Origin of the sequence: Anabaena sp. PCC 7108, from assembly GCF_000332135.1 — a bacterium.
Taxonomy (GTDB): domain Bacteria; phylum Cyanobacteriota; class Cyanobacteriia; order Cyanobacteriales; family Nostocaceae; genus Anabaena.
The window spans coordinates 3,449,234-3,466,470 of sequence record NZ_KB235896.1 but is presented as its reverse complement, the minus strand read 5'-3'; the positions used below and the strand labels follow the sequence as shown (position 1 = coordinate 3,466,470).

General features: G+C 41.3%; 12 protein-coding genes and 1 pseudogene. 6 read left to right on the top strand and 7 right to left on the bottom strand.

Features of this window, described 5'->3' with window-relative positions; translation table 11 throughout:
* The first annotated feature begins 155 nt into the window (after positions 1–155).
* On the top strand, positions 156–2,453 hold the full coding sequence (locus ANA7108_RS0116360) for an IMS domain-containing protein (RefSeq protein ID WP_016951882.1): 2,298 nt from the start codon (positions 156–158) through the stop codon (positions 2,451–2,453).
* A gap of 58 nt (positions 2,454–2,511) precedes the next feature.
* On the opposite strand, the gene ANA7108_RS30270 is transcribed toward ANA7108_RS0116360, so the two are convergent.
* Positions 2,512–2,667 carry a hypothetical protein gene (locus ANA7108_RS30270; protein ID WP_158318368.1) on the bottom strand — a complete coding sequence of 52 codons (156 nt, stop codon included), beginning with the start codon at positions 2,665–2,667 and terminating at the stop codon, positions 2,512–2,514.
* A gap of 15 nt (positions 2,668–2,682) precedes the next feature.
* Here ANA7108_RS30270 and argS point away from each other — a divergent pair, with 15 nt between their 5' ends.
* Positions 2,683–4,467, top strand: coding sequence for an arginine--tRNA ligase (argS, locus tag ANA7108_RS0116355; RefSeq protein WP_016951881.1), 1,785 nt, complete (start codon positions 2,683–2,685; stop codon positions 4,465–4,467).
* A gap of 103 nt (positions 4,468–4,570) precedes the next feature.
* On the opposite strand, the gene ANA7108_RS0116350 is transcribed toward argS, so the two are convergent.
* Entirely contained in the window at positions 4,571–4,969 is a 399-nt protein-coding gene (locus tag ANA7108_RS0116350) for a DUF6516 family protein (protein ID WP_016951880.1), read from the bottom strand.
* Positions 4,944–5,258: a hypothetical protein gene (locus ANA7108_RS0116345; protein ID WP_016951879.1), complete on the bottom strand. Its 315-nt coding sequence runs from the start codon at positions 5,256–5,258 to the stop codon at positions 4,944–4,946. Before ANA7108_RS0116345 ends, ANA7108_RS0116350 begins: the two co-directional genes overlap by 26 nt.
* A 195-nt stretch (positions 5,259–5,453) precedes the next feature.
* Here ANA7108_RS0116345 and ANA7108_RS0116340 point away from each other — a divergent pair, with 195 nt between their 5' ends.
* The 4 genes and pseudogenes from ANA7108_RS0116340 to ANA7108_RS30545 all read left to right on the top strand — a co-directional run bounded on the left by ANA7108_RS0116340 (position 5,454) and on the right by ANA7108_RS30545 (position 11,616).
* The gene (locus tag ANA7108_RS0116340; protein WP_016951878.1) at positions 5,454–8,879 is read left to right on the top strand and encodes a HEAT repeat domain-containing protein; all 3,426 of its coding nucleotides are present in this window, start codon (positions 5,454–5,456) and stop codon (positions 8,877–8,879) included.
* 163 nt (positions 8,880–9,042) lie between these two features.
* Positions 9,043–9,432: a hypothetical protein gene (locus ANA7108_RS0116335; RefSeq protein WP_026104237.1), complete on the top strand. Its 390-nt coding sequence runs from the start codon at positions 9,043–9,045 to the stop codon at positions 9,430–9,432.
* Positions 9,433–9,509: 77 nt separating this feature from the next.
* On the top strand, positions 9,510–10,142 hold the full coding sequence (locus tag ANA7108_RS0116330) for a Vat family streptogramin A O-acetyltransferase (RefSeq protein ID WP_016951876.1): 633 nt from the start codon (positions 9,510–9,512) through the stop codon (positions 10,140–10,142).
* 463 nt (positions 10,143–10,605) lie between these two features.
* Positions 10,606–11,616, top strand: a pseudogene (locus tag ANA7108_RS30545) (IS110 family transposase).
* Between the two features lie 210 nt (positions 11,617–11,826).
* On the opposite strand, the gene ANA7108_RS30540 reads toward ANA7108_RS30545, so the two are convergent.
* The 4 genes from ANA7108_RS30540 to dhaK all read right to left on the bottom strand — a co-directional run bounded on the left by ANA7108_RS30540 (position 11,827) and on the right by dhaK (position 16,940).
* Positions 11,827–11,970 carry a hypothetical protein gene (locus ANA7108_RS30540; protein ID WP_192815415.1) on the bottom strand — a complete coding sequence of 48 codons (144 nt, stop codon included), beginning with the start codon at positions 11,968–11,970 and terminating at the stop codon, positions 11,827–11,829.
* Between the two features lie 590 nt (positions 11,971–12,560).
* Positions 12,561–15,098: a phosphoenolpyruvate--protein phosphotransferase gene (gene ptsP / locus ANA7108_RS0116320; protein ID WP_016951875.1), complete on the bottom strand. Its 2,538-nt coding sequence runs from the start codon at positions 15,096–15,098 to the stop codon at positions 12,561–12,563.
* Positions 15,099–15,226: 128 nt separating this feature from the next.
* Positions 15,227–15,865 carry a dihydroxyacetone kinase subunit DhaL gene (dhaL, locus tag ANA7108_RS0116315; protein ID WP_016951874.1) on the bottom strand — a complete coding sequence of 213 codons (639 nt, stop codon included), beginning with the start codon at positions 15,863–15,865 and terminating at the stop codon, positions 15,227–15,229.
* 1 nt (position 15,866) lies between these two features.
* Positions 15,867–16,940, bottom strand: coding sequence for a dihydroxyacetone kinase subunit DhaK (gene dhaK, locus ANA7108_RS0116310; RefSeq protein WP_016951873.1), 1,074 nt, complete (start codon positions 16,938–16,940; stop codon positions 15,867–15,869).
* Positions 16,941–17,237: the final 297 nt, after the last annotated feature.

The window sequence follows — 17,237 nt, the reverse complement described above, 5'->3', positions numbered from 1 at the left end:
AAAATGACTGTGGCAATATACACTTAAAGTGTATATTTGATACGGTACTACTAAAGCTATTATTATGGCACGGTTTTACATACCTGGAATGATCTAGGTGAACTATGTCAATCTCTACTAGACACTACGCGAACACGGTGCAGGGGAAGTAGGCTGTGCGAATTCCGCTCGATTACTACCGAATTTTAGGATTACCGTTAGCGGCAAGTGAGGAACAATTGCGGCAAGCGTATAGCGATCGCATTGTTCAATTGCCACGACGGGAGTATTCGATTACAGCCATATCTTCTCGTAAACAACTCATAGAAGAAGCTTACGTGGTTTTATCAGATTCCAAAGAACGCAGCGCCTACAATCATCAGTATCTTGCCCACGCCTATGATCCTGATAGGTCATCTGTGACATTGGGATCGGAAAACCGCGCCCAAAACAACAACACCAAACCTGATACCCAAAGTCTCAGCATCGAAATTGATCCTGAGGAGTTAGTTGGGGCTTTATTAATTCTCCAAGAGTTAGGAGAATATGAACTTGTACTCAAACTAGGTCGCCCGTACCTCGTCAATAAAAATCGTACTGTCGGGGTGACAGTAGGCAATCGTCTGGCAAATGAGGAATTTTTTACAAGTCCTGAACTACCAGATATTATTCTGACTGTAGCCTTAGCCTGTCTAGAACTGGGACGGGAACAATGGCAGCAAGGTCATTATGAAAATGCCGCCATATCTCTAGAAACTGGCGAAGAATTGCTATTACGTGAAGGGATATTCCCCAGCGTGCAAAGAGAAATTGCAGCGGATTTGTGTAAGCTGCGACCATATCGAATCTTGGAATTACTGGCATTACCTCAAGAAAAAACCAAAGAACGCCGTCAGGGATTGGGATTATTGCAGGGGATTTTAGAAGATCGGGGCGGAATGGATGGAAATGGCAATGATCAATCTGGTTTAAACATTGATGATTTTCTCCGATTTATCCAGCAGTTACGCAACCACTTAACCGTTGCCGAACAGCACAAACTATTTGAAGCCGAAAGCAAGCGACCCTCTGCCGTGGCCACATATTTAGCGGTTTATGCCTTGATAGCTAGGGGTTTTACCCAACGCCAACCAGCTTTAATTCGCCAAGCCAAGCAAATGTTGATCCGTCTGGGTAAGCGCCAAGATGTCCATTTAGAACAGTCTTTATGTGCTTTGTTATTGGGACAAACCGAAGAAGCAACTCGTGTTTTAGAACTCAGTCAGGAATATGAAGCTTTAGCTATTATTCGGGAAAAATCTCAAGATTCTCCAGACTTACTCCCAGGATTGTGTTTATATGGTGAATTGTGGTTACAACAAGAGGTATTTCCCCACTTTCGTGATTTGGTCAGACAACAAGCTTCTTTAAAAGATTACTTTGCTGATCAACAGGTACAAGCTTATTTAGAAGCTTTACCAACAGATGCCCAAACTACTAATGAGTGGGACACAATTCACCGCCAGCCTTTTCCTACACCCCCAATCAATAGTCCTCATCATCGTAGTCATGAGACTGGTAATAGTCGTCATATCAATCACAGCCGTACACCTGACCCGGATTTCCCAGAAATACCAGCTAGAGAAATATCTGAATCTTCTCAGTTCTCCTCACCTCAAGTACCTATTTCCGAAAGTCACACACCTGAGATACCTGTACATTCGCCATCTGAAGCAATAGGGACAGCAGGAAATCACCAGAAAATGAATGACGCTGTTCATTCTGTTGCACCCAATCAAACCAAAAAGCGTAGGCGACGCAAGCCAACTTCCGCTAACAATCGAGATCGTTTTGGGGAGTATCGTCCATCTCATGCTCGACAAAGGCGCACTTTTGTGAACTCCTTAGATGCAAAAACCCGTATAGTGTGGATGGTTTTTTTATCTTTGGGAGGTTTATTAGTTTTTTGGTTATTAGCTTCTACAGCTTGGGGATGGTTAAACAATATGTTTTTCCCAAAACCAACTTTGCAGGGAGAACCTTTGGCGATAGAACTGAATCAACCCGTAATTATGATTCCTGACCCCAAAAGCGAACCAGAAGTAGGGTTAGGTAAACTAACAACAGCAACAGCAGAGGACGTGATTAAAACTTGGTTATCTACTAAGGCCGCAGCTTTAGGACCAAATCATGAAATTAATACTTTAAATGAGATATTAGCTGGTTCTGCCTTATCACAATGGCGATTAATTGTCAAGCAAGATATAAGAGATAGCCGCTATCGCAAGTACGAGCATAATGTGAAGGTAGAATTTGTCAATCAGAGGGAAACTGTTGCAGATAACGCTGTGGTAGAAGCTACAGTTAAGGAAGTTACTCACTTTTATGAACAGGGTGAAAGCAAAAAGTCTTCTGAAGATCGGTTACGGGTTCGTTATGATTTGATTCGTAAACAAGGTGTGTGGCGAATTCAAAGTATGACAGTTGTTAGATAATTCATAATTCGTAATAATGCCTACGGCACGCTACGCGAACGTAATTCGTAATTAACTGTCAAGAGGCTAGTACCGCTTTCTCGGAAGTCAAAACGAAGATAGCATAGGATTGTCGGAGATTTAGAATGGTTAGTTTATTTATGCTGTGCTGTACTAGAATGGTCAAGCGTTTGGGAATATCCCAACTTTCAGCAGCCCATAGCATTTTCGACATAGATAATATTTGAATATGAACGCTACACAAGAACAACTTAAACTGAAATTAGCACAGGCTTTGGTGGCTGCGTTTGGCGCTGACTACACCGAGGTAGATCCGATTTTGGTGACTGCGAGTAATCCTAAGTTTGGGGATTTTCAAGCGAATGTGGCTTTATCCCTGAGTAAGAAGTTGGGAATGCAACCGAGAGCGATCGCATCTGCTATTGTAGAAAAGCTAGATATATCTGATATTTGCGAACCTCCAGAAATAGCTGGGCCTGGTTTTATTAATTTAAAATTGCAAACATCCTACCTGGAAGCACAACTCAACGCAATTAAAGCAGATTCTCGGTTAGGAGTTCCCACAGCGAAAAATCCCCAAAAGGAAATTGTCGATTTTTCTAGTCCGAATATTGCTAAAGAAATGCACGTCGGACATTTGCGTTCTACAATTATTGGTGATTGCATCGCCCGGATTTTAGAATTTCGTGGACATGATGTATTGCGGTTAAATCATGTTGGTGATTGGGGTACGCAATTCGGGATGTTAATTACTCATCTTGTTGATACTTATCCCGACATTGGATTGATGGAAACTTCTCTAGGCAATTATTTACATGGTGATATAAATATAGGAGACTTGGTTGAGTTCTATAGAGAAGCTAAAAAGAAATTTGATAATGATGAAGAGTTTCGAGAAAGATCCCGACAAGCAGTGGTAAACTTACAATCTGAAAAAGAGCCATTCACAACCGCCGCATGGACTCTTATTTGTCAAGCTTCTCGAAAAGAGTTTAAGGAAATTTATGATCGGCTGGATATCAAATTGGAAGAAAGAGGAGAATCATCTTATAATCGCGACTTACCAAAAGTTGTAGAAGACTTAGAAGCATCTGGTTTATTAGTAGAAAACCAAGGTGCAAAATGCGTTTTCTTGGATGGTTTTACAAATAGGGAGGGTGAACCTTTACCTTTAATTGTTCAAAAATTTGATGGTGGTTATAACTACGCTACTACAGATTTAGCAGCACTGCGTTACCGGATTCAAGAAGATCAAGCCAAGCGGATAATTTATGTTACAGATGAAGGACAAGCTAACCACTTTTCTCAATTTCTCCAAGTAGCAAAAAAAGCTAATTGGATACCTGATGATGTGAAAATTGTTCACGTTCCTTTTGGTTTGGTTTTAGGTGAAGATGGGAAGAAATTCAAAACTCGTTCTGGTGACACTGTCCGGTTAAGAGATTTATTAGATGAAGCAGTTTCTCGCACTCGTGCAGATTTGGAAGCGAGATTAAAAGAAGAAGGTAGAGAAGAAACTGAAGAATTTATTAATAACGTTGCTAATGTAGTTGGTATTAGTGCGGTAAAATATGCCGACTTAAGCCAAAATCGCACTAGTAATTATGTTTTTAGTTATGATAAGATGCTTTCCCTAAAAGGGAATACAGCACCTTATATGATATATGCCTATGTGAGGACTCAAGGCATTAGTCGAGAAGGTAATATTGACTTTGCTAATTTGGGAGATAATGCCAAAATTGTTCTGAGAGAAGATACAGAATTTACTTTAGCAAAGCATTTGTTACAACTCGATGAAGTGATTGGTGAAGTTGAACAGGATTTACTCCCAAATCGTTTGTGTGATTATTTATATAATCTCAGCGATAAGTTTAATAAGTTTTATGAAAATTGTCCGGTGCTGAAATCAGAGGAACCTGTAAGAACATCGCGGTTGATGTTATGTGATTTAACTGCGAGAACGCTAGAGAAGGGATTAGATTTGTTGGGAATTAAGGTGTTGGAGAGGATGTAAGTAGGTTGGGTTTCCTAACGTCAACCCAACATTGACGGGTTTTTGTTGGGTTGCGCTGTCGCTTAACCCAACCTACGAAAACTCTTAACCGAACAGTATTGCATTACGTTTCTCCTTTTGTATTATTTAAATAGTCCCTAATAATTTCTAAAATTACTTGTTCAATATCTGGAATTTCAGATGGGATAATTTTATCTTTAATGTGTTTGTGATTTGTGTAACCTAAATCTGGCTTGTGTTTTGCATTGTCATAGCGAAATATTAAGTTATTTTCATGGTCTTGATAATGGAATGAATAGGAAAGCTTGTCAATAGATACTTGTAGGTCAACATATTCTTTGAAAAATAGGTGAGAACCTTGCAAAAACTCTAAATTACCTTGGATAAAACCCACATAAGTTGATCTAGCATCTACCGAAAAGTTAAAGGATAAAATCCATCCATCATTTACATATTTTTGAATAACAGAAATAATATTAGCTTGGTAATTGTTGAGTAACATATTCAATTGCTTCTAACTTTTGCAGAGAATTAGTTAATTTTTCTTTAATTTTTATCTCCCCAACCCAACTCACATATTCTTCATCACCTCCTTCCAGGTCTTCTGCTGTCCAATGCGTGAAAAAAAACTCGGACGAAACTTGATATTTCGCTTCAAATTCCATCAAAAATTTATTGGTTTTTGCTAGTGAGCGTTGTAAGCTTTTAATCTCAGATTCAATGGCTGTTCTAACTAAATTTTGGACAATTTCAATATCGGGAGAATCAGATTTAATTTGTAGTTGCAACATCACGTTTACCTTAATTTGTTAGTTTATTAGCATCGGTTAGTTATTGATTGCCGATTTGTTTATATTTTAATATCAATAATCGCTGCATGAAAATAAGCTTTTCAAACATCCTCTAAGAAAGGGTTAAAGTTCAAAATCCTGGCAAGTCTGCTATTATACCGTTAATCGCGTGTAATCTGCCACCTTGCCCCAATTATGCTCACAACTCTGCGCCATAATCGCAAGCCTTATCGCTTTATCCTTTATCCTTTGGCATTCATCCTTTCTTTTCTCCTTTGTCTACCTTGGGTAAGTGCCAAAGAAACCCCTAAACCTAAACCGGAACCGTGGCAGATTAACGGTATAGTAGCCGCCCTTGATGATGGAAATGACCAAGTTAAGAAACTTGCTTTTGACAAACTCAATGAATATGATCTAAAAAATTTGCAATTGGTGGTTGAGAAACCAGAAAATATTGCTCAAAAAGCTGCCAAAATCCTCAAAGATAAATCCGTTGATAAAGATGTTCGTTCCAGTGCAGCAGTGGCATTGGGGAATTTAGGGGAGGCTGGCAAACCCTACGTTCAAGACATCGCTGACATCCTCAAGGATAAATCCGTTGACTCCTATGTTCGTCAAGGTGCAGCAGTGGCATTGGGGAATCTAGGGGAGGCTGGCAAACCCTACGTTAAAGACATCCTCGACTTCCTCAAAGATAAATCCGTTGACTCCAATGTTCGTAGAAGTGCAGCATTGGCATTGAGGAATCTAGGGGAGGCTGCCAAACCCTACGTTAAAGACATTCTCGACATCTTCAAAGATGAATCCCTTGACTCAGAGGTTCGTTTTCATGCAGCAGTGGCATTGAGGAATCTAGGGGAGGCTGCCAAACCCTACGTTCCAGACATTCTCGACTTCCTCAAGGATAAATCCGTTGACAAAGATGTTCGTTATAGTGCAGCAGTGGCATTGGGGAATCTAGGGGAGGCTGCCAAACCCTACGTTAAAGACATTCTCGACTTCCTCAAGGATAAATCCGTTGACTCCTCTGTTCGTCAAGGTGCAGCTTATGCCTTGGGGAATCTAGGGGAGGCTGCCAAACCCTACGTTAAAGACATCGCTGACATCCTCAAGGATAAATCCGTTGACAAAGATGTTCGTGGAAGTGCAGCTTATGCCTTGGGGGATCTAGGGGAGGCTGCCAAACCCTACGTTCAAGACATCGCTGACATCCTCAAGGATAAATCCGTTGACAAAGATGTTCGTGGAAGTGCAGCTTATGCCTTGGGGAATCTAGGAGAGGCTGCCCAACCCTACCTTCAAGACATCGCTGACATCCTCAAGGATAAATCCGTTGGCAATGGTGTTCGTTATCGTGCAATTTATGCCTTGGGGAATCTAGGGGAGGCTGCCAAACCCTACGTTCAAGACATCCTCAAAGATAAATCCGTTGACTTCCCTGGTCGTGGAAATATAGCATTGGTAGCATTGGGGGATCTAGGGGAGGCTGCCAAACCCTACATTCAAGACATTCTCGACATCCTCAAAGATAAATCCGTTGACTCCGACTCCGGGGTTCGTCAAGATGCAGCAAAGGCATTGGGGAATCTAGGCGAGGCTGGCAAACCCTACATTCAAGACATCCTCGACATCTTCAAAGATAAATCCGTTGACTCCTCTCTTGACTCCTCTGTTCGTCAAGGTGCAGCAGTGGCATTGGGGAATCTAGGGGAGGCTGCCAAACCCTACGTTCAAGACATCCTCGACATCCTCAAGGATAAATCCGTTGACTCCTCTGTTCATTATGGTGCAGCAGTGGCATTGGGGAAGATAGAAAAACTCACGTTAAATCAAGTTGTGGTAATTCTGGATAGCGTCTATTACGATGGTCAATCACAAATTGCCAAATGGCGATTTTTAACCTATTTCCTTGGTGGCGGCACTGATGATGTGAAAACCTTGCTGACATGGGTAGGCGAACCAAAAACAACTCCTGAAAAACTGACACACGCTGAAGGTGAAAAAACACTAAAAGTCCTTCAGCAAGTCTGGGAACCCAGCCAAGATTTAACTAAATTAAAGGCAGATTTAGCAAAGCAAATTGCTGTAGTTGCCAGAAAAGTCACTTGGAAACCACAAGATATTGTGCTTTTAGAAACTCACTACAACAACCTGAAAAAAGCTAGATTCAACGAAGCTGATTCCCTGCAATCAGTTATAGTTAACCTCCAAGGTTGGCAGTGGTTTTTTAACGCCCGAATTACTATCATTTCTCACGCTGCCTTTTGGCTGGCACTCATCTTTGCTTATCCCAAATTCCCCCAAATCCAAGCCATCTTCTTTTGGAATCCTTGGGTACGCCGCATTCTCGGTGTCGGTTATGTCGGCTTTCTCCTCACTTGGTTTCCTCCCTTTCGCCGCAAATTATTTGAACCATTCCAGCCTTCTCTGTTAGCTGATGTAGGCTTAGATAAATTTAATGACCAATCATACTTCCCAGAGTCCAGAGTTAAAATTCCTGGTTCTGAAGAAATTCTCCCTGTCACCGCAGCCCTGCCCAGCATCAAAGGGCAAATTGTCTTAGAAGGTGATTCTGGTTTGGGTAAGTCGATGTTTTTGCGTCATCTGGTGAAAAACTCCCAGCGTATTCTTGTTTATCTCCCCGCCCAAAAGTGTGATAAAGGGGTAATTGAAGCCATTCAAGACAAATTACACGGACAGGCACAAGATGCCGACTTTCTCAAAAATCTGATTTACAGTGGTGCAATTGACATCTGCATTGATGGACTTAACGAAGTCACCGCCGAAACACGGGCAAAAATAGTCCAGTTTGTGGAAAGCTATTTCCGGGGCAATATTATTATGACTACCCAACCCCTAGAATGGACACCACCCTCAACGGCCAAGATATATAAATTGCAACCTCTTGAACCACAACAAATTAAAGAATTTTTGCTTTCTCGTCAACCGCGACTACCCAAAAATGCCCAAATTCAAGGCGTTGATTATGAAAAAGCTTGCACTGATTATTTAAAAGAAGTCCTCAAACAGCAACAAGCCAAGGAAGAGTTAGACGCAGCCCAACGCATTCTATCAAATCCAATGGATTTAACTGTGGTGGCTCTAATGTTATCACAAGGTAAACATCCTAATTTATTTCGCTTGCAAGAACAGCAATACAACTTAATAGCAGCAGAATATCTCACGGAATGGAAACAAGAATTTCCCTTGAAGAAATTTTCAGCCGCTGTTTATGAAATGCGAATCCAAGACAAACAAGCCTTACCCGCAGATGAATTTTATCAAGTGCTAATGTCTTTGGAAGATGAAAAATACAAGATGGTAGTTAGCCGTCAATGGCAAGATGAAAAAGGCGAAGCTAAGAAAGAATGGTATTTCCGCCACGATAAAATTATGGATTTCTTTTTGGTGCAGAATTTTATCGGCGAAAATGATGCAGCCGAAGCACTATTAGTTGATAGAATGGGCGACCCGCGTTTTCGTGGTGTATATTTCTTGTTAGCAACCTTGCTTCCTTTAGATGCAGCCAAAGAACTGCGGGAAAAATTGATTCAATACGCTGCTGATACTAAAGACAATACAGTAAGTAATACTTTTGTGCAGTTATTACGCACTAGATAAGCATTCTTGGAGTCATCATCAAAAAAAATAATTAATGAAAGACTATCCTCACCTTATTTTGATAGATAGCATAATTTTCTAAATCATTTTTACAATATTCAGGCACTTATTTAGATGGAATACGTCAGGATTGTTTGTTGTGGCAAATAATCAGGAGGAAGAAATGAAACCAGTATTTATTCTCAAAAATATTATCACTTCTCTGGGTTTATTAGTTTTATTGACCCCTAGTCAAGCATCTGCACAAATTGTACCACAACCTTGGGTTTCTGTGGGTGAAAAAGATGGTGAAGTTACCTATGCTATCGGTGCTAGGGCATTGAGTTTAGGCGTTGAAATTGGATCTGGTGCTGATAGTTCTACGGGTGTAGATGTCTTAAAATTTGTGAATTTACCTGTGATTTCTCCTTATGTTGGAGTTGGTTACTATTCAGAAGGTAAGGGTATTGCCTTTTCTGGTGGTGTGCAAGGAAACGCAACTAAAAATGTTTTTCTTGGTGCTGGATATCATTCTATACGTGGTTTCAATGGACAGTTAGGGGTAAAATTCTGATTGGGGATTTGTGATAATAATCAAGAGGAAAAATAGCAGCTAGAATCAGGGTGTTTAAATTTAGGTGTTTAAATTTAATGGAACAATACGGTCCAAATCCTTACCATCCTTATCCAATACCTGAACATCGTCGGGTTTGCTTTATTAAAAGTTGTATTAAATCTCCAAATATCATTGTTGGGGATTACACTTATTATGATGATCCGGTGAACCCGGAGGAGTTTGAGAAGAATATCCTTTACAATTATGGTAGTGATTCTTTAATTATTGGTAAGTTTTGTGCCATTGCTACTCATGTTAAGTTTATCATGAATGGTGCTAATCATAAAATTGATGGCATCTCTACTTACCCATTTCCAATTTTTGGTCATGGTTGGGAATCAGCAATGTCAAATTTGATGAATTTACCTAGCAAAGGTGACATTATCATTGGTAATGATGTTTGGATTGGTTATGATTCTCTAATTATGCCGGGGGTAAAAATTGGTGATGGTGCTATAATTGCAGCGCGTTCGGTGGTGGTGAAAGATATTCCTCCCTATACAATTGCTGGTGGTAATCCCGCAGTTACTATTAAGCAGCGTTTTAGTGATGAAGAAATAGAAATTCTGCTTTCTATTGGTTGGTGGAATTGGGATATTGAGAAAATTACTCGCAATATTGATGTGATTATGAATGGTGATATTCAGAAATTGAGGAGTTGTTTGTAACTCAATATTTTTGGTGTTAAAGATATAGCTATAGCCAAAATAATTAGGACATTACATAATCTTCAGTTGTAGGGGTTTAGCATTGCTAAACCCCTACTAATTACAATACTTGTCGGTTAAGCTCAAAAAACAGAATTATGTAGGTTGGGTTGTGGAACGTGAACGTTCGCGGAGCAATCGGAACAAAACCCAACACTTGTAAGCATTTGTTGGGTTGCGCTATCGCTTAACCCAACCTTGTATCTTAGAGGAAGTAGTAGACCGCCCCAACCAGGGTCGAAAAAGACCGTTAAGTAGCAAGGGTCACTACAACAATCTCCATGACAGAACTCGAACAGTCGCCTGGGGTAAAAACTATGAATAAAGACATAGATAATATAGCCCGTATCGTGCAAGGAAGAGTGAAATCAAGGGGATGAAGAAAAAAAGAGTAAAAGAATTAGTGGAAAGTTGAGAGTTAAAAATGGAAAAAATCTCTCAGTGGATAGGTATCGACGTAAGTAAAGCAACACTAGATGTTTACATCCGTCCAATAGGGAAAGCATTCAAAGTTGCTAACACGGAAATAGAAATAGCTAATCTAGTCAAGGAACTCCAATTATACACCTTAAATCTAATTGTATTAGAAGCAACAGGAGGACTAGAAACAGAACTAATAATCCAATTACAAGCCGCACTGTTACCAGTAGCATTAATCAACCCTCGCCAAGGAAGAGATTTTGCTAAAGCCACAGGTAAGTTAGCAAAAACTGATGCAATTGATGCAGAGGTTTTGGCACATTTCGGTGAAGCAATGAAACCGCAAGTGTTAGCAATTGAAAGCGAAATGGCACGTCAATTAGGTGAATTAATCAGTCGCCGAAGACAATTAGTGGAAATGTCTACAGCCGAAAAAAAACCGCCGTGACCGCGCTCGCGGTAAAGCCTTGGCAGATATTGAGGCACATATTGATTATCTCAATCAACGTCTTCAACAAATCAATCAAGAAATTGACCAACTGACTCAAAATAATCAACAATGGATTGATAAAGTCAATTTACTCAAAACTACTCCTGGCATTGGTCAAGTTATTTCTACCACCCTAGTTTCTGACTTACCAGAATTAGGTCAATTAACCGCCAAGCAAATTTCTCGCTTAGTTGGTGTTGCACCTATTAATCATGATAGTGGTGAAGCAGTGCGTTCCTGTCGCCTTGCGTCGGAAAGCAACTGCTGAACCCGTAGGGACAACACAAAGGTAAGCGAATGATTAATGGTGGTCGCGCTCATGTTCGTGCCATTCTTTATATGGGTGCTGTTGTTGCCATGCGTCATAATCCTGTGATTAAAGCTTTTTATCAACGCCTTGTTGAACGTGGGAAATCCAAAAAATTAGCCATTACTGCTTGCGTTCATAAGATGTTAGTCATTTTAAATGCGATGGTTCGGGATCATCTTCCTTGGGGTGCTAAATATAATTTACAACCAGCTTAAAACTTTTAAATTCCTGAAATTCATTTTTGGTCATTACAAACTATGTTGGCTTTTTTACTCTATGAGTCAGAGTTCCTATTTCTGCTGCCAAAAATTAATTTTTCCTCAACCTTAATGTGAATATTCAACTTTTACCCTCACGAGTGATCTAGCAACTGGGGAAGATTGGGCGACGTAGTGAAGTGGTAGGGCGGGCTGTGACTATCTAGTTTACCAATCCAAAATCTTCATGCCCGTACCTACCACCGCCCAATCTAGCGCAGCGTTCCCCTGTTGCGTCAACAAGTGCGATCGCTTGACAATCAAGACAGTCGCTACAAAAACTCTTAACCGAACCGTATTGAGGTGCGTCATATCTAGGAAATCTGTTAATTGTGGCAAATTATCGAGTCTGACGCACCCTACTAATATACTGTTTCAAAAGCCTAAAATAACCAATTATCGTTGATTCAGATCATATCCAATCAATTTGTATATAGCATTTCCTAGTCTAAGGAAGTACAAAATTATCTGCGTTTATCTGCGTCCATCTGTCTTGAAAAGTTTCCTACGCCGGGAAACCCGGCTTTCCTGCGGAACGCTTACGCGAACGAGGAACTTTTCGCTGCGTTTAATTATTAATTGCTTGTATCTCACTAGAATAGAAATTGCCAGGGAGCATCCCAATTTTGCAAAAATATACGCAACTAACCCAAAAAACCTGTTTTACCCCTTACCTTCGCGCTCTTCGCGTCTTCGCGGTTCGTTTATTTTATGCTTTGTATTCAGTTGGAAGCTCAGATAAAAAATAAACTTACACATTTGGGATGCTCCCAATTGCCATAGTGCGTAAATTCTAGATATTTATAAGTTGAGTTAAGCGACAGTACAACATAACAAAATCCCGAAAATGTTATGCTAAAACACCAAAAGAATTTTCACACTCTCACCTGTCATTTACTATATTAGCCAATTGGATAAACTAACTCTCTGACGCTGGTTGCGGAATCTTGTTGTAATGCTACAGATGCGATCGCTTGGGCTTCAGTTATAGTTAAATGTGAGATTGCCTGTTTGAGTGGGGCTATAGCTTGGGGATTGACACTCAATTCATCCAAACCTAAACCTAATAAAATGGGTGCTACGAAAATGTCTGCTGCGACTTCTCCACATAATCCTACCCAAATACTTTCCTCATGGGCAGCTTGTACTGTTTGCTGAATCATTCGCAAAACAGCGGGGTGCATGGCATCGGCTAAAGTTGCTACTCTAGGATTAGTGCGATCGCCTGCCATGACATACTGACTTAAATCATTTGTGCCAATACTGAAGAAATCAACTTCCCTCGCTAATTGATCAGCGATAGCGACGGCTGCGGGTGTTTCAATCATCATTCCCACTTCCATTTTCTCATCAAAAGCTATACCCGCTTCCCGCAGTTCCCTTTGTACCTCAGTCAAAATTGCCTTTGCGGCTCTGACTTCTGTTAAAGTGACAATCATCGGCCACATGACTTTGATCATATTGCCGGTACTGGCACGTAAAATTGCTCGTAATTGAGTTTTCAATAACTGCGGATTTGCTAAACAGAAACGAATTCCCCGCACCCCTAAAAAGGGATTAGCTTCTGCAACTCCTGTATTTAGATAAGGGAGTGGTTTATCTCCACCTACATCTAAAGTGCGAATAATTAAAGGTCGATTTTCGAGAACTTGAGCGATCGCTTGATAAACTGCTAATTGTTCCTCTTCTCCAGGCGCACTTGTGCGATCAAGATACAAAAATTCAGTGCGTAGTAATCCCACTCCGTCTGCACCATTAGCGACTGCTATTTGAACATCTGCAAGACTACCAATATTTGCAAAAACCTGAATTTGTCGCCCATCACGGGTAATGGCTGGCTGGTGCGCCTTTCTTCGTGCTTCTTCTTGGGCTGTTCGCCATACTTGCTGCTTGGTTTCTAATCTAGCCAAGGTAGCCGCTTTTGGTGCGATCCAAGCCCTGCCAGTTTCCCCATCCAGTGCGATCAAAGTACCACTTTCCAAGTTTAACACCTGAGCATCGATACCCAAAACCGCAGGAATCCCCAATGTCCGGGCGATAATTGCCGTATGGGAAGTAGCACTACCCGAAGTCATACAAATACCCAAAACCTTGGTGGGATCAAGCTTGGCGGTATCTGAAGGAGTTAAATCGCTGGCAATGATAATTGATGGTTCTGTCAAATCTAAGTCAGAGGGTGAGTTTCCCAGTAATATTCTTAACACCCTCCGTCCCACATCCACAACATCATCTACTCGTTCTTGCAAATAAGCATCTTCAAGTCTGCGGTAGGAATTTGCTACCTCATCTACTACAGCTTGCCAAGCTGCTTCTGCATTGAGGCGTTTTTCAAAAATACTCTTTTTGACGGCTTCTAGTAATACAGGATCTGCTAAAAATAACAAATGGGCATCAAAAATAGCTGCGTCTGCGTCTCCAATTTGAATAGAGGCGTGGGAGAGCAAAGTTTGAATTTCCTGTTTAGCTATTTGCATAGCTGATTGTAATCGTTGCCACTCTATTTCTACATTTTCTATGTGATATTCGGTAATTGCAATAGTGGCAGATTGATAATGAACTATTGGTGCGATCGCAATTCCTGGAGAAGCCGCAATACCGATAATTTCCCCTTGCTGAGGCGGTGTCTCTTCTTGCGGTACAGCGAGTGGTAATTCGACAATGGTATTATCTTCGCCAAAGTTGTTGATAATTAAAGCTTGTAACGCTGTCAGCACTTCTTGGGCATCAATACCAGTAGCAGTAATCAGCAATTCATGTCCTTGACGCACTCCCAAAGTTGCGACCTGATTTATACTGTCACCCCGAACTGCTTCCGTATTTCTAGTTAAATTTTGGACTCTAATTTGCGATTTAAACCGGGATGCAGTGCCTACAAATTGAGCCGCAGGACGAGCGTGTAAACCTAAACGATTATTAACTGTAAGTCTAATTTCTCTCGTGGGAATTTCTGCGTTGAGGATAGGTTGGCTACTGACTGATAAGGGCATTGCTGGTTTTCCGTCTATTGATTGGTTAAATCCAGCCCGACTAATAAAACCTAACTGCGTGGCTTTTGATACTAATGCTCCCTGTGCTTCAGAGATAACTTGGTGTATGTCTTTCCCAGCTGCAGCTGCCACAGCAGCCACCACAGCCCCTTCTACCAGAGGTGCGGCACACAAATATACTTGATCTCGCTGTTCTGGGGATAGAAACTCTAGCGCCATTTCTGCGCTCATCAAAGCACTACCCAAATCCATCAGCACTAAAACACCATCATCGCTGAATACAGATGCGATCGCTTCATAAACCTGTATCGCATCTGTTCCCAGTGGATTTTCTGGATCATCAATTCCCGCTGCAATAGCCAGAGAAACCTGTCCTTGAACCATCTGTGCGGCCAGTTCCCGCACTCCCAGCGCTAATTGTTTACTGTGAGAAACGATAACAATGCTAACCACTGTAATACCTGAGCCAGTTAGTTACCCATTCTATTATTCCTTGTCAACATCCCAAAACCGGCATTTATTTAGCTTGTATTTAGGTTGTCAGATGTCCTCTTCTTTCCCCCTGCCCCCTGCCCCCTGCCTCATCCCCTCGAACCTTCTACCACCTCCAATAAACTCCGCAACATCCAATAAGCAGAAGTACCTCCAGGATCTTGATGACCCAAACTTCGCTCACCTAAATAACTTGCCCTGCCTTTTTTAGCTAACATGGGGATAGTTGCCTTTAACCCTTGTTCTGCCGCAGTAACCGCCCTCTGCAAGGCTTCTACAGTCTCCAAACCCTCGCTGACAGCTTGCTCAAAAGCACCTACAGCCGGAGACATCACATCTATCATAGTTTTATCTCCTAACTGCGCTTTACCACGTTCAACTAAACCATCTAAGCCAGCCTGAAGTACTTTCAGAGTATCTTCTGTTGTTAATTCCTGCTTGCCATCCGTTGCGGAACTAGCCCTTAAAAACCAAGTTCCATAGAGGGGTCCACTCGCACCACCAATACTGGAAATTAAGGTCATGCTGACAGCTTTGAAAATGCTGCTGATGTCTTTACCTGTAAAACTCCCTAACTGACTGCTGATTTTTTTAAAACCGCGATCCATATTGATACCGTGATCACCATCACCTATGGCCGCATCTAATTCTGTCAAATCTTCTTTATGATGCTCAATGACAGAAGCGTAAACCTGTAACCATTCGACAATTTGCACCTGAGTAATCATCTCACATTCCCCAGCGTAAACTTGGCGTTTTTACTGGTGCATCCCATAACCGCAGCATCTCATCATCTAACTTTAGCAGGGTAATTGAGCAGCCTTGCATTTCCAAAGATGTGATGTAGGGGCCAATTAAGTTTCGCACAATTTGTAGTCCTTCCTGCTCACAGATTTCTGCTAGTTTGCGATAGACAAGATAAAGTTCAGAAACGGGAGTCCCACCCATACTGTTAACAAATGCTAGAATGCGATCGCCTTTTTGCAGGGGTTTATTTAACAGTTCTACATCCAGCCATTCTGCTTTTCTTTCATTCCACTCCCGCACTGTGCGACTATAGGCGGTATCATCCGTGAGCGATCGCACTAAAATCTCTGTAATCTCATCCGCTGATTTCATGGTAACTCTCTCTCTCCCAGGTTCCCCATGAATCCCAATTCCTAATTCTATTTCATCATCTCCCAAAGCAAAAGTCGGTGTACCCTTCATCGGCACTGTACAAGAACTGAGGGCAACTCCTACACTCCGTCCATGCAAATTTACCTTTCTACACAAAGAAGCTACTTGCTGCAAATCATAACCTTGTTTTGCGGCTGCACCACAAATTTTTTCCGCCAGCACTGTTGTTCCTACACCTCTTCTGCCTTGGGTATACAAACTATCTTTGACTGCCACATCATCATCAATGATAATATTTAGGGTGCGGATGCCTTCACTTCTGGCTAATTCCGTCGCCATTTCAAAATTCATCAAATCGCCACTATAATTTTTGACGATATAAAGAATACCAGCACCACCATCTACCTGCTGCGCTGCGGCTAACATTTGGTCAGGTGTGGGTGAGGTGAAAACTTCACCAGGACAAGCAGCATCAAGCATTCCATCACCAACAAAGCCAGCGTGCATGGGTTCGTGACCACTTCCGCCCCCAGAAATAATTGCTACCTTACCCTGAATAGGTGCATCGGCACGATAGACAAAAGTTGGCTCATAATTTACCTTAATTAAATCACCATGAGCCACAGCCATTCCTTCTAGACTTTCTCTAACAAAGTCTTCGGGTTGATTAATCAGCTTTTTCATAATTCATATTCAAAGGGGCTAAAAATCAGAATAAGCTTTCACAGCACAAAAAAATTTCAGCATTTTCAGACTCCCGTTAAATTTTTTGTAAAATCCTGTACTCTAAAGCTGTAATCACTGGAAGTATATAAGCTTGAATAAATTACTTATCGGGATTGGAATGTTTGCTGGTTCTACCATTGGTAGTTACATTCCGCTTTTATGGGGTGGAGGTTTATTATCGGTTGCCTCAATTTTGTTCAGTATGATTGGCGGTATACTGGGAATATTGATTGCGTACCGCCTCTCAAAATATTT